This is a genomic window from Pseudoalteromonas rubra (assembly GCF_001482385.1).
Taxonomy (GTDB): Bacteria; Pseudomonadota; Gammaproteobacteria; order Enterobacterales; family Alteromonadaceae; genus Pseudoalteromonas; species Pseudoalteromonas ardens.
The window spans coordinates 1218535-1232982 of sequence record NZ_CP013612.1 but is presented as its reverse complement, the minus strand read 5'-3'; the positions used below and the strand labels follow the sequence as shown (position 1 = coordinate 1232982).

The window sequence follows — 14448 nt, the reverse complement described above, 5'->3', positions numbered from 1 at the left end:
CAAACCTAACGCATTGCGTCATAAAAGCGTAATTTACAAAAAATAAAAATGAAACAAAAAACAAACAACCTGTTAAAATTTCATATTCGAGATCTCACTTTTCCACGCTCAGGCGAAGCAGACAAGTTCAATACCTTGTTAGTTTGTATGCTGGTCTTTTACAAACAATCGGAAGATTATTCCGCTATGCAAAAATAAGATGAAGCCATTGATGAGAAAATTAATCTATATTTCAGAAGAATAAGCTGGCCCCAGAGTTATCATGACAGGGAAACTATTTGCTTTAATAGAACTTAAGCGCCAAACACGGGCTTGCGTTTGGTGTACAAAAGTTAATGTGGTAATTCACTTAATCGACCATCCTTAGCCATGTAAGACAAACCATTCATCTGTACCGACGCTTTATCACTGATGCAGATATCAAAAATAGCCAGAAAACGATGTCTGGGCGGGGGTACATTACCCCTGCCAGTATTTTGCAAACAATTGTGGGTAGGTTTGCTTTAACACTTTGGGTTTATTTTTAAACTGCTTGCCCTGTGGCGCATAGTTCACTGTGTTGTGATATGGCAATTCCTGCTCAGTTTTTTGCTCGTAGAGCAGTCCTGCTGTCAGATCTAATTCGTCACAATACGGATAGGGCAAATTGTCGCGCAGAGGCATGTCATCAATGTTTGCCAGGCTGTCTGGCTGGGCCAACACCTGATCTACCAGCTCTTCACCCTGAGTCAGTAACCAGTTGCAGAAATCCAGAAAGTCATATTCACTGTTACAACCGCAAGTAACATAAGCTGCGCCCCAGATATCCCAGTGCCATAAACGTCTGAGCTGTTTACTGTAATAACTATCAAAATCGGCGACATCAGTATCAGAGAGCGTTTCAAGCCTGGCTTTTAATTGTGCCGCTTTGTCTTTGGTTTGGTTATCAATGGCAATGAGCTGCCAAAATTGAGTCTGATCCATGGAATAAAACACGTCAGGGAGTAATCGCGCGATCTTACCACAGCCAGTCAGCTGAAAGGTATGCTGCGCCAGATTTCAGGCACAAAAAAAGCAAGCCTTAGCTTGCTTTTTCTCTTAAGCCATAAATTATAGCTTAACGATTTCTTCTGCCTGAGGGCCTTTTTGACCTTGAGTCAGTTTGAACTCAACGCGCTCGCCTTCAGCTAGTGTACGGAAGCCGTCACCTTTGATAGCACTGAAGTGTGCAAAGACATCTGGGCCATTTTCCTGAGCGATGAAACCAAAGCCTTTTGATTCGTTAAACCACTTTACGGTACCTGTTAAAGTATTAGACATGATAGTAAATCCTGAATATTAAAATGATGCCAATCCTTAAAAGCTAACCTCTGCCCTGTTGCAAAGGATCCTTCTATACAAAAAACTGGCAAACCTATGCCCATGTGGGCGCATAGACCTAAATTTTGCCGGTGATAAAACTTCAGGACGGTACTACTACAAGCAAAAACTTATACAACAACGTAATGGAGATTTATAAACACTGACCCAAATTCTGTCTACGTTCATCTTATCGGGCTGCCCCTCTAAGTCAACTAATTTTTAATCATATTTATTAATTCTTAATGACACTAACAAGTCGCTTTCAAGGCAGAGGAAACAAGGGTGTACCTTTTTTATTTTGGCTAATTGGTGGGACTATGATCGAGGGCAAATTGTGGTTAATTTAACCTGATATAACACCTTTGGAGACTATGCTTTGCATCCAAACTGGGTATAATTCTGCGAAGTTCTCCCAAGGCGCTTTTTTATGCTCAAAAAAATTTTTAGCCTAATTGCCAAAGTTATCATCTTGTGTACTTTTAGTGCATCGCTGTTTGCCACACCATTAACAATCTCTTATCTACAACACCCAAGTGTGCGCGATCAAGCCCTGCCTTTAATCCAGGCCGCTTACAACCAGGCTGGAATTAAGGCCAATTTTGTAGCCATGCCAGCACATCGCGTACTGCACGAAATTACAGCACAACACACCGATGGTGATGTGATCCTGGCACGAGAAATTTTCGCCCCCTTTAAAGATGTTATTGCCGTTGGGCCTGCTTTAACGGAGGTGGAATTTGTCCTTTTATGTGTTGCGAATGTGCCTTGTGATAACTCTGTGTTGGTGGCAACGCCCAGTACCATAGTCGCCACCGACCAGTCCAAGCGCGTTATACTCAACAAGTATCCGCATGCGCACAGAAACACTTTTTATCATATAAATAATCTGGCTAAGTTACCCGAACTGCTGAATGTGCATCGGTTTGACTATGCAATATTCGTAGTTTCTACTCAGTGGCCGCTCCCTGACTCATTATCTCATTTACATGTGCACCACTTGTTTCGCTCCAAAGCCTACCACGTAATGCACAAGAAGCATGCAGGACTCGCCGCACAAATTGCCCTTGCTATCTCTACGGTCAAAGCGCAAAAAGGACTCTGATCCTAATTCTCTATGGACTCTGGTTGCGCATGAGTCACAGGAAAGCGCAACATGATACCTAACCCACTTTGATTGCAATTTACGTAAACTGTTCCCTCTAGATCATTCATCGCAATGCGTTTGACGTGTGCCAGACCCAGCCCTGAGCCAGCCACGTGCTTTTTAGTCGAATAGAAGGGTGCAAATATATCTTCAGGGTGAGTCAACTCAACCCCAACTCCATTATCACTAAACCTCAGCTTTAGCTCCGCTTGCTTTACTTTTACGGCGATTGTAATGGTTGGTTGTTCAACCCCACAGAAAGCATGCTCAACTGCATTTGTAATTAGGTGATTTAACGCCTCGATGAGACTGGCAGGCTTTAGATACAAGAGCACATCGGCGCTTTGCTCAACGTCAATATTCAGCACAACATTGTGCATCGCCAAAGAAGACTCCCAGACACTATCCAGAGATTTAAATACATCGGTGATGCGGCATACCCTGGTTACGCCATCGTGCCCCTGAACAATTGACTGCTTAAGCCTGTCTATTTTGTCATCAATATGATGGAGGTTACGTGATAGCAAATCCGCAGCTTGTTGGATGCAGGCAGCCTGCTTTTGTACCTCAACAAATGGCACGGGGTGTTGCTGCAATAAACCGCTGAGCTGTTTGGCTGACTCACTCAGCATAGATGCCGAAGTCACACTCACACCCAGTGGCGTATTCAATTCATGGGCCAGTCCCATGGTCATCAGAGCTTGCTCTTTAAAAGCTTCTTTATGGTCGTGCTCCTTTTGCTGTGACAGCATTCTGAGTTGTAGTTCAAACAGGTGCTTGAGAGAGCTCAACATAGCTCTCGCCTTCGTGCCAAAGGTGTTTTCTTTACTGTCCAAAACACAGACCGTGCCAAAGACAGAGTCATCAACATTTTTAATGGGTAAGCCGAGATAGGCAATCATGTTGAGCTTAATATCTGGATTCTGGTCCCAGACAGGATCTGCCAGGGCGTTGGGCACAAAGAGCTCTCTTTCTGTTTTGATAACGGTTTCGCAGTATAGTCCTGAGCTTTCCCAGCATTCACTGTCGCCAATTTCATATGGGTTTTCATCATTAAGACTTTTATTGAATACACTCAGGTGCGGACCGTTGAGCTTCATGATCAATGCCACCGGTACATCCAGTAGTTCGGCAACTCGAGTTAAAAGCTCATTCCATTGAATCACCAGCTGATCAGATAAAGTATTGGTGTTCACACGCTTGCTCCTCGCAAGCCCTGTTCCTGGCAACATGCCTTACAGACTTGCACTTTGAGTATAGCCTGCTCACACCATTTTAAAATTCAAACGCCAATGTCGACATTCAGAGAACCACTTTTTGCAAGGCTGTCGAAGTGGCATGCTACATGTGGATTAGGTCACGCCAAACAAGCCTATGTTGATACTTGTAAAACGATATGGCACCGCCCTGCATCACGTGTGGCCTAACTTGTCAGATACGCCTCTAGTTGCTCAGCACTGACTGGCTCGCCAATATGATAACCTTGCATTAATGTGCAGCCCATCTCGGTCAATATCTTTGCCTGCTCAGCAGATTCAACCCCCTCAGCACAACAGGTGACGTTGATGTTTTTTGCCATCACTAAGACAGATTTTATTAAACTCTGTGACTGCCTGTCGGCCAGCCCGTGTAGTAATCCTGGATCCAACTTCAGAACGTCGATTTTTAAATCATGTAGCTGTCCAATACTGGTGTGACTGGCATCAAAATCATCGATTGCTATTGTAAAACCAGCCTGCTGCCAGTGACTTATCACGTTACTGGCCTCCGTCCCCAGCATTGTGAGTTGCTGTTCCATAATTTCAATTTCGATTTGCTGAGGCTGCAATTGCTGTGCGGTCAGGCACCTGTTTAGTTCGCTCAATGCTTCATCCTGTTGCAATGTTTTCACAGACACATTGATACTCAGCCTGAGTTCAGGGATTGTTGCTTGCCAACTGGCAAAGTGCTTAAACGCTTGCTCCCAGAGCTTAGATTGCAATGCCATCAGGCAACCCACTTCGCTTACTTCATTGATAAATCGATTCGCTTCGACCAGTGTGCCTTCTTTGTGCCACCGGGCCAACATCTCCACCTGAACAAGCCGGCCATCTGATGCGCTGACAACAGGCTGGAAATACGGTACAAACTTATCTGCCGATAATGCGTCTAAAATGGCCTGCTCCAGAGCCTGGTTTTGCTCAGCTTCATTATCCAATTTCGAGCAGTAAAACTGCATCCCGCCTTTGCCCGACCTTTTTGCCCGATACATAGCGCTGTCAGCACGTTTCATCAGTAATTCAGCGTTATCGCCGTCATCAGGATACAGCGCGACGCCAGCACTCAGCGCAGCCTGTACCTCAACGCCTTTGATCTCATACTGACCACACACGCCATCAAGCACTTTTTTAATCACGCTTCGTACATGACGTTTATCTTCAATGGCATCCAGTAACAATACAAATTCATCACCGCCCATCCGGGACACGGTATCACATGCCCGAACAGAATCCGTTAACCGTTGTGCAATGTGTTTCAGGAGTAAATCGCCAAAATCATGCCCCAAAAAGTCATTGATTTTCTTAAATTTATTCAGATCCATAAACACAACCGCAAACTGATGGCGATTACGCAACGCCCGTTTACACGCCTGGATAAGCCTATCTTGAAGCAGCAAACGATTGGGCAACCCTGTCAGTGCATCATGGTGGGCCAGGTGGTTCATTTTGCGTTTGAGTGCCCTTGATTCAGTCACATCATGAAAAATCATCACGGCACCAATGACTTTGCCTGAATTGTTATATACTGGGGAACAGGAATCATCAATGGCAAACTCCAGCCCAAGGTGATTTCGAAAACAGGTAGAATCCGGCAGGCTAACCGTTTGCTGACTGCGCATACACACAGCCATTTGATCTTCGATGGGTCGGTCACTGCCTTCATGATATAACGGCATCACCTCAGTAATGGGCTGCCCTTTAACTTCTTCGGTAAGTAAGGCAAGTACCGCCTCAGCAACCGGATTCATAAAAATCACCCGACTATCAATACCGCAACATATTACGCCATCACCTATGGAGCTGAGCGTCACCGCCAGCAGCTCGCTATCGGTGTCCGCCTGACCCAGATGAGGCGAGAGGTGCAAGTAGCGGGCAAGATGTAAATTGCAGTGCTCAGAACTTCGCAACTCAAAAAGTCCGGTAAAACGCTCACTGTGCGCGCTGACCAGGGTCAGTTTAATCACCTGACCGGGTTTAGGTTCTTCCAGCCAGGCTGCCAAACATGCCCAGCTATCCGGTTCCAGAAGTTCATGCAAATTGTAAGCAAACAGCGCTTTGTGGCTTTTGCCAAGCGCGGTTGTAAGCCCGTCACTCATGCAAATCAAACTTGCATCAGAGCTAAACACAAATTCAAAGCCGGGGCTGGCCTGAAATGCTTCGAGGTAAAAGTGGTGTGCTTCATCATGACCATGTTGACGCCCTTGATCCGATCGACGACTCAACCACCAAACCACTGTGCCCGCCATTGCCGCCATCAGACCGCCGACGACAAGCACAATCATCATGGCATTAGTCGTGCCATTCACTGAAGGCGCAAGCTCTGAGGCTGTTTGAGGCACAGCACTCGCCTGCCACCCCAACACAGACAAACACAGGCTCACAAAATATTGCAAAGCAGAGATTTTCACTCAAACTCCAGTCATCTATTAAACACAGATCTTATCAAGCGTAGTCGTAATAACAGGACTTTGGTACTGCAACTGGAGTTTTTGAAGCCTTTGTTAATGATAGAGTTTAGTGTTTTGGCAGAGGTAAAAACTATACGCACAATTATACCGATTTCTGGAATTTCGGCGATTTTTATTCTAGTGTCTTGAAAGCAGCCCGTAGACAGTGGAGTTTTGCATTGAGCGACGACAACATAGTAGATAGCTTCATTCGCGTTGCGCGTATCATTGCAAATCTTGACGCGATTTTGGCCGAAGCTAAAAACCTTTCTCTCACCGCAAAGAACGCCCGCGTGGTCGCGCTGAGAGCAGGTGATTCGGCCTCTGGCTTTAAACCCATTACAAACTTCATTGATGAGTTTTCAGAACAAACCATCAAGACCACTACGCATATCTCCACTTTGTCTAATCAGCTGTTCAAAATTGCGCTCGAGGCGGTCAGAAGCACTCAGTTCGACATGCACGTCGACAATGCAGCAACCCTCATCTCCACACCTCAAGTTGCTGCTTTGCAACACAGAGCAAAACAAGAGCGGCAACACCAGACCAAAAAACTGGAAATCGCTTTACAGGACCTGGAGAGCTTTTTTGAAGAGATCAATAAACAAATGCGCAGTGCGGAATACATTGCCGTGACCAGCCGTGTTGAGGCATCAAACGCTGGGGAATTTAGTGACAGCCTGCAGTCGGTCTCGGATTTCATTGCCACTGCAGCCAAAACAATTAAGCAATCAGTCACTGTAAACTTAAACGAAATCAATACCCTAAGAGGCGCCCTGCATTGAAAGCAACACAACTCTATCAGGCTCCGAGCCACACCTGGCTGATGTTTGGCCGCGACGAAGGAAAACCAGAAAAGATCATTGATACTAACCAGTATCTGGTGAAAGGCATAGGTCAGGCAGTGCTGCTCGACCCAGGCGGCACAGAGCTTTTTTCCCCATGCTGGCTGCAATCTTGCAACACATAGAGCTGGAAGAGCTGACCACCTTATTCGCCTCACATCAAGATCCTGACATCATTTCTTCGCTGGGGCTTTGGGATAAAGCCCTTCCGGATGCCACACTGCATGCGCCCTGGCTGTGGGAAGGGTTTATCCGGCACTTTGGTATGAACAATATCAAATATCAGGGGATCAAAGACGAGGGAGGCGACATTCGCCTGAATGATATCAGCCTGAAACTCATCCCTGCACACTACCTGCATTCATCTGGTAATTTTCATGTATATGACCCGCTGGCAAAAATACTGATGAGTGGTGATGTAGGTGCGGCGCTGGAAAAAACCAATGCACCAATATTTGTTGATGACTTTGCGGCTCATATTAAGCACATGGAGTATTTCCATCGTCGCTGGATGCCATCCAATCGCGCTAAAGCAAACTGGATAGCCCGAGTAAGAGAACTCGATATCGACATTATGGCGCCTCAGCATGGTCGCTTATTTAAAGGCGACGCTGTCGCTGAATTTCTTGAGTGGTTTGCAAAGCTGGACGTGGGCATAGCCAGTTAAGGCTTATTTATCGCTCCACACCGCCAGTTCATTGCCACTGGGCTCAATAAAATGAAACCGCTTGCCACCGGGGAAGCTAAATATCGCTTTATTGATGGTGGCACCAGCCTGCTCTATGGCTTGCTGTGTCTGTACCAAATCATCACTGTACAAAACCAGTAACGGGGCGCCCTGTACCTGGCTGGCCGAAACATCACTTTGAAAAAAGCCCCCCTCCAGCCCAGACTCACTAAACGCTACATACTGCGGACCGTATGACTGAAATTGCCAACCAAAAACCGATTCAAAAAATGTCTGCGTCGCCGGTAAATCAGAAGCAGCAAACTCTACATAGTTGAGCGTATGATGTTTCATCGTCTTTCCCTTTTTATTATTGTCTTGGCATTCAATGTGCGTTCACCTACACCTGATAAAAACCGATAACATATTGAACTGAATTGGCTCCATATTAGCGCTGAGGCGTGTTAGAGTGCCAGAAAAAATAACATATTGATGACGAATATCTTGTTCCGCGTACTCTTAATAGGTTTGCTCATGACCCTCACAGCCCCAAGCCACAGTGCTCAATCTGCACCTGAATTACGTACCCTGATCGGCCAAAAGCTCATGCTCGATTTGCGATACTTTTGTCAACAAGGCAAAGGGGCTAAATGTCGGGAGCCTATGACTACCCTGCCACCGGAGCTTAAACAGATACTGCATGACTATCAGATTGGCGGTGTGATCCTGTTTGCCGAAAATGTCCAGGAAATTGACCAAATAGTCGCACTCACGCAACAGATCCACAATGCAACAGAGCAACCCCCTTTTATCGCCATTGATCAGGAAGGCGGTCGGGTTGCCAGAATTAATCGCGCTGAGGCCACCTCCTTCACAGGCAACATGAGCATAGGTGCCAGCTATGTTCAGCATGGCACGCACTATGCACATGAGGTTGCATCAGTCATTGGTAAAGAGCTGTCCGTGCTTGGGGTCAATGTCAATTTCGCACCAACCGTTGATGTCAACGCCAATCCGGATAACCCGGTCATTAATGTCAGGTCATTTGGCGAAGACCCACACATGGTGGCAAAACTGGGCGCCGCACAAGTCAAAGCATTCGAGCAACAGGGAGTGATATCTGCCATCAAGCACTTTCCCGGGCATGGTGATACTAATGTCGACAGCCACACCGGCTTACCCCGTGTTAATCATCCCCTGGAACAGATACAGCAGCAAGACATTGCGCCGTTTGCCAGCATCATTAAACAACACGCTCCGGGTATGATAATGACGGCGCACATCCAGTACCCAGCGCTGGATAATACAAACATACTTAACAAACGTAATGAAAAAATGCTGCGCCCGGCAACGATGTCACGAAAAATTATGCATGACTTATTGAGAGAGGAGCTGGGCTATCAGGGTGTCACCATCACAGATGCTCTGGATATGGCCGGGATCAGTGACTTCTTTGAGCCCGAGCAGGCCGTCATAGAGACCTTTGCTGCGGGTGTAGACATTGCCCTGATGCCTTTTGCGATACGCAGCACAGATGATATCAGCGCGTTCAGACAATTTATGGATGCGCTTTATCAACAAGCCACAGCACAGCTGAGCATCTCTGAATTGAGGGCATCTCACCAGAGAATACAAACGCTCAAAGCCCGCTTTTTAGTATCAAAGCATCAGCTGTCTTCAGCTATTGCCCAGTCTGTACTGGGAAATCCGCAGCACCGTAAGCTGGAGGCTGAATTAGCACTGGCAGCCATAACACAAGTGAAAAATGACCAGCTGTTACCACTGGCACCCCGAGCAAATCAGCGCATTCATGTGATTATGCCAGACAAGCAAAAAGCCACGGCCCTGAAACAAGCCTTATTAGCCCATGCAACTCATCCGCTCACGATTACTCTGTCCAGTTTGCAAGGATTCAACCCTGCCCAGGCAGAAGCAGATATAAAAAATGCAGACTTCGTCATTGGTGGCCATGCAACGCCCGCACAAAGCGCTGTAGAGATAGGGGGCATGGAAGACCTGGCTACCTTGTCGCAGTTTTCTCTGGCAACCAAAGCCCAGCCTAATGCACTGCAAGATTTATTGCGGTTTGCTCAATCTCAGCATAAACCAACTGTATTCATCAGTTTGCGCGCTCCTTACGAAATCACCCAGTTTGCCCCATACAGCCAGGCTGTACTGGCAAGTTACGCCTACAATGTCGACATTGAAACCGCCTATGAAGTCAGCGGACCGGCGTATACCGCACTTGCCAAAGTCATTTTAGGTCATGAAAAAGCCACAGGAACGCTCCCCGTTACCATAGACAAACAGGCAGATTAATCTTAGCTGCCTATAATATTGAATGAGATGTTGTTTAATCAGCCTGTTACCTGATGAGGACATGTATGGACCCAAAGGCATCACTCACTGCACCTAACGCTATTCGCGCCATGATCCGGGCCGGAGACTATTCCGGCCCCACTAACGGCTTTGTTCCCGGCTTCGCCCAATGTAATGTGTTGATCCTGCCTGAAGCCTATGCGTTTAAATTTATGACTTACTGTCATCACAATGCTGACTGCTGCCCATTATTAGCAAGCAGTATCTCACCAGGGTGTTATCATCTCGACCAGTTAGGTCAGGACATTGATATTCGTACTGATATTCCGCGCTATCGGATCCTAAAACACGGCCAGCTTACTGAGGAAGTGTCGGATATCAAACAGCTATGGCGAGACGATCTGGTGACTTTTGCACTGGCCAGTTACCTGGCCTTTGATACCGTGCTCAACTCCTTCGGCATCTCCAGCCCGCTGGCGAATCCAACACACTCCTTACCTATGTATATCAGCAATATAGAGAGCAATCAGGTCGGGCCATTTAGTGGCAATAAAGTAGTTTGCATGCGCCCAATGAGTAAACCAGAGTTGATCAAAGCCATTCAGGCAGGCTCTGTCAGCCGAGTACCACATGGCATCCCGCTGCACTTCGGTGAAGCAAGCGAAATAGGCATTAGCAACCTGAATAAACCAAACTTTGGTGAGCCGCTTCCCGTAGCCAGCGATAAACTCCCCGTTTTCTGGACAACCAGCCTCACTGCCCACCTTGCAATTACCCGGGCAGCCCCTGAACTATGCATTATCAACAGCCCGCAACATCTGTTGGTTACGGACAAAGCCGATTTAAACCTGGTTATCAGCTGACACACCAGCCTGGTTTTGTAGCTATGATCCGAAGACGTGAACTTGATTGGACGCGAAGCCCTAACCCTGACGCAGCAATCCATGTTAAGGTCTGGAAAAACCCTACATAAGAGTATTCTATGCTGCTAAATTGCGATCTGGGAGAAAGCTACGGTGCCTGGAAAATGGGACTGGACAACCATGTTATGCCGCACATTGATCTGGCCAACATTGCCTGCGGCTTTCACGCGGGCGACCCGACTGTAATGGCAAACACACTCGCACTGGCCAAAGCGCATAATGTCGGTATTGGTGCCCACCCAGGCTACCCCGATCTGCAAGGGTTCGGACGTCGTTCTATGAACTTGAGTGAAACTGATCTGCGCAACACACTGCATTACCAGATCGCGGCGCTGGAAGGGATGGCCCAGGTACAGGGTATGACATTGCGCTATGTGAAACCCCATGGTGCCTTGTATAACGACATGATGCGTGACGAAGCGATACTTCTTCAAGTACTCAAAACACTCTCCGAGTACCCAGCTAAGCTCAAACTAATGCTGCTGGCAACGGCCGAGCAAGCACACCATACAAGCCTTGCGGAGAAATTTGGAGTAGAGTTACTATTTGAAGCCTTTGCTGACAGGCTTTACACAGACCAAGGGCAACTCAGCCCACGGACTCAACCCAATGCGGTTCACGACGAAGCAAACGTACTGGCACAGGTAAAACAGCTGCTGACTCATGGCACAGTTACTACGGCAAGTGGTCAGGCATTGCCACTCAAAGCAGACACCCTCTGTGTGCATGGCGACAACATGGATAGCATTAATCAAATCGTCACTATCAGAAAATTACTCCAAACCCAATAACATCAAACAATAAAAGGACTATACAATGATTACCACTTCCCGCCTGATGCTGCGACCATTAACACCTTCAGACTGGTCATTTTTTTTGCGCCTGCATCAGATCCCTCAGGTGATGCGCTTTATCCGCGACCTGTCTGAGCAAAATGAAATCCGTGCGCAATTTGACCGCCGGCTTATCGACTGGCAAAAAGACAGCGAGGAGTGGCTAACATTAGTGATTGAAGAGCGAGAAACCGGTAATCCTGTCGGACTTCATGGCTTCTTATCCAACTGGGCACCCTATCAGCAAGCTGAGCTTGGGTTTATGCTAGCCCCGGAACATCAGGGCAAGGGTTATGCAAAAGAGTCGACCCGCGCCATTATCGACTTTGCCTTTAACCAATGCGGCTATCACAAACTGACAGCAACCGTCACCGAAGGAAACGAGGCGTCATTTAACTTACTAACCGGCCTGGGGTTTGATCATGAAGGCACACTTAAAGACAACTACATTATCGGTGGTCAATGGTGTCACGACCAAAAGCTGGGCTTAATTGCATCACGCTAAATACAACAATGCAGCCGGCCTAACATAAACCAGCTGCATCATTTTTATCAATCAAGTCAGAATGGTCCGGTGGTGTTCTGTGGTGTTTGCCACAGGCTAGACCAAACAAAATTGCCGTGCACATAGTAAATATGATCGCCATGCAGAACACCCCGATCATCACCTGCCCAGATATACGGGGATACTTCAACGTCGGGTTGCTGCTGCGGCACACTGCTGCCCATATACTGTAGCTTAGGCGTTTCGCCTGTATGTACTTCAAATGCGGCCAGTTCGTTGCGCTTGTACCAGTTTACAGTGTTGTCACTTTCACTCTCTGTAAGCCAGCTTTCCACAGGCAAGGTCATTCTAAACACCTGATCACTGTGTTTTAGGTAACTAAAAGCGTGATAGTCAAACTCAACCGGGCTAAACCCACCACTAAACACTTTTTCGTCAACCAGTGACGGCGCGCTAATGTCACTGACATCAAACAAGCTCACTTTGGCACCGACTTCATCATCAACTTCTAAAGGCCCGTCCAAAAACCAGTTCTGAACATTTTGGCCAATGCCGATGAGTAAGTCTTCCGACACCGGGTGGAGGTATGCCGAATAGCCAGGAATTTCTAATGCTCCCGTGATTTTAGGGTCATTTTTGTTTGCTAAATCGAGCACATACAAAGGATCAATCCGACGAAAGGTCACTATGTAAGCTTTGTCACCGAAAAAGCGCACAGCATAGATATCTTCTTCGACCAGGCCATTTTCAGACACTTTTCCGATCGGCGTAGTGCGTGTTTCATTTGGTAGTTGGCTGATCACCGCAAGCTCGTCACCTGTGTTTTCCAGCAAATAGAGCTTATGCAGTATACCGTTTACTTCCGTAAAGCGTGACGTCACTATACGCAGGACCCCTTCATGCTCACTGAATCTCAGGTTGAGATTACTGCTGCCTAAACGCCCTGCCACTTTGCCCGAAGCAGCATAATTTACAGCACCTTCTGCCAAGTTAAACTGGTGGATCACTGTCTGTATAGAGTCATCAAATGTGACTTCTTCAGGCTCATAGTAATAGCCATAGAGATACACATTATTCTGAGACATGTAAATCCCCTCAGTACGGCTGGCTATACAAGTTGTCGTTAGCGAATCCGGATCGCTCAGCGACACACGAGTCACAGAGGTAATGCGGTGATAACCATTCAGCTCTGTTGCTTCATCTGGCATATAACAGGTCGTTGGGTCAACCAGGGGCCGCTCAGTACCAGCTTTAAGATCCGTCACTTTAGGCAATAACTCAGCGATGTCAGTCCCGGTGATTTTTTGATAATTCGCTAAATCCAGATCCTCGCCTTCTTGCGCAAATCCGTCAAAACTCGCAGAAAACTCACTGATCAGATAGAGTGAATCACCAATAACACGAGAATCTATCAATTCACCGTCAAAACGGAGCTGGTGCGTGATATTTCCCTGCGAAGGGTCTTTGACATCGACCAGCGTCAGAGCAAAATCGCGCACGTATGAATAAGGCATGTATGTATCCAGGGCATCCGATACTACAGCAGGCTCAATGAAAAAACCGAATTTGTCATTACTCAGTACCACAGCGAGGCTATCCTCTTGTAAGTATAGTTGCTGCCGAGCGTAGTAATCTGTACTGGTCACTAAAGTACTGGATGACCCTAACTCACCACTTTCTTCGCGTTTTAAGATCCGCACAGACTGTTTATGCTCTCCTTCAGTGGCCTGAAAATCAGCCGTATTTGCAATAAACAAATGTGTACCGTCATATTTAATTCTGTCACTTTCGTCAACCGCTTGTTCCTGAACATTAGTGGTCGAATACTTTGGTGTTGCAGCATCCGCGACTGGCGAATTGACCTGCTCGCCGCTATCCTGGTTTGTTGTCGTACCTTGAGCCAGGTAAACACCATTTTTAAGGTAAGTCGAAAAGTCTGACGCATGTGCTTTGCGCAACTTTTTAGCACTGGCCTCGCCGGTAGACAAATCAGGCACTTTGTTGGGTGGGGGTTGAGTCCCCCCATTGCCTGGATCAGGGGTGGAAGTATTACTATCACTCCCTCCGCCACATGCACTGAGCAGCGCTAAAGTAAGCGCAGCAGCACATAACTTTTGCTGGGTAGAATATAACATTGGCTGTCTCCTTGGGATTAAGTATGTACA

General features: G+C 47.0%; 12 protein-coding genes and 1 pseudogene. 7 read left to right on the top strand and 6 right to left on the bottom strand.

The features are described 5' to 3' along the window. Positions 1 to 459: 459 nt before the first annotated feature. A complete protein-coding gene (locus AT705_RS24090; protein WP_058798847.1) occupies positions 460 to 963 on the bottom strand; it encodes a DUF4240 domain-containing protein in 504 nt (167 codons plus the stop codon). Between the two features lie 126 nt (positions 964 to 1089). Next, positions 1090 to 1299 carry a cold-shock protein gene (locus AT705_RS24085; protein ID WP_010380108.1) on the bottom strand — a complete coding sequence of 70 codons (210 nt, stop codon included), beginning with the start codon at positions 1297 to 1299 and terminating at the stop codon, positions 1090 to 1092. Between the two features lie 469 nt (positions 1300 to 1768). Between AT705_RS24085 and AT705_RS24080 the strand changes: the two genes are divergently transcribed. Then, positions 1769 to 2443 carry a hypothetical protein gene (locus AT705_RS24080; RefSeq protein ID WP_058798846.1) on the top strand — a complete coding sequence of 225 codons (675 nt, stop codon included), beginning with the start codon at positions 1769 to 1771 and terminating at the stop codon, positions 2441 to 2443. Positions 2444 to 2445: 2 nt separating this feature from the next. Here the strand turns inward: AT705_RS24080 and AT705_RS24075 are convergent, their stop codons facing one another. Then, positions 2446 to 3681 carry a sensor histidine kinase gene (locus AT705_RS24075; RefSeq protein ID WP_058798845.1) on the bottom strand — a complete coding sequence of 412 codons (1236 nt, stop codon included), beginning with the start codon at positions 3679 to 3681 and terminating at the stop codon, positions 2446 to 2448. A 227-nt stretch (positions 3682 to 3908) separates the two neighbouring features. Then, complete coding sequence (locus AT705_RS24070; protein ID WP_058798844.1) at positions 3909 to 6152, bottom strand: putative bifunctional diguanylate cyclase/phosphodiesterase; 2244 nt, start codon at positions 6150 to 6152, stop codon at positions 3909 to 3911. A 218-nt stretch (positions 6153 to 6370) separates the two neighbouring features. Between AT705_RS24070 and AT705_RS24065 the strand changes: the two genes are divergently transcribed. Then, complete coding sequence (locus AT705_RS24065) at positions 6371 to 6976, top strand: hypothetical protein (RefSeq protein WP_058798843.1); 606 nt, start codon at positions 6371 to 6373, stop codon at positions 6974 to 6976. Next, positions 6973 to 7703, top strand: a pseudogene (locus AT705_RS24060) (MBL fold metallo-hydrolase). Before AT705_RS24065 ends, AT705_RS24060 begins: the two are co-directional and overlap by 4 nt. A 3-nt stretch (positions 7704 to 7706) precedes the next feature. Here AT705_RS24060 and AT705_RS24055 read toward each other — a convergent pair. Continuing rightward, complete coding sequence (locus tag AT705_RS24055; RefSeq protein ID WP_058798842.1) at positions 7707 to 8057, bottom strand: VOC family protein; 351 nt, start codon at positions 8055 to 8057, stop codon at positions 7707 to 7709. Between the two features lie 180 nt (positions 8058 to 8237). Here AT705_RS24055 and AT705_RS24050 point away from each other — a divergent pair, with 180 nt between their 5' ends. From AT705_RS24050 to AT705_RS24035, 4 genes are all read left to right on the top strand, one after another. Further along, the gene (locus AT705_RS24050; protein WP_058798841.1) at positions 8238 to 10022 is read left to right on the top strand and encodes a glycoside hydrolase family 3 protein; all 1785 of its coding nucleotides are present in this window, start codon (positions 8238 to 8240) and stop codon (positions 10020 to 10022) included. A gap of 65 nt (positions 10023 to 10087) precedes the next feature. Then, entirely contained in the window at positions 10088 to 10885 is a 798-nt protein-coding gene (locus AT705_RS24045) for a D-glutamate cyclase family protein (protein ID WP_058798840.1), read from the top strand. A gap of 119 nt (positions 10886 to 11004) precedes the next feature. Further along, positions 11005 to 11736: a 5-oxoprolinase subunit PxpA gene (locus AT705_RS24040; RefSeq protein ID WP_058798839.1), complete on the top strand. Its 732-nt coding sequence runs from the start codon at positions 11005 to 11007 to the stop codon at positions 11734 to 11736. Between the two features lie 25 nt (positions 11737 to 11761). Continuing rightward, a complete protein-coding gene (locus AT705_RS24035; RefSeq protein WP_058798838.1) occupies positions 11762 to 12283 on the top strand; it encodes a GNAT family N-acetyltransferase in 522 nt (173 codons plus the stop codon). Positions 12284 to 12339: 56 nt separating this feature from the next. Here the strand turns inward: AT705_RS24035 and AT705_RS24030 are convergent, their stop codons facing one another. Beyond that, positions 12340 to 14418 (bottom strand): beta-propeller domain-containing protein, encoded by a 2079-nt coding sequence (locus AT705_RS24030; protein ID WP_058798837.1) that lies wholly within the window; start codon positions 14416 to 14418, stop codon positions 12340 to 12342. Positions 14419 to 14448: the final 30 nt, after the last annotated feature.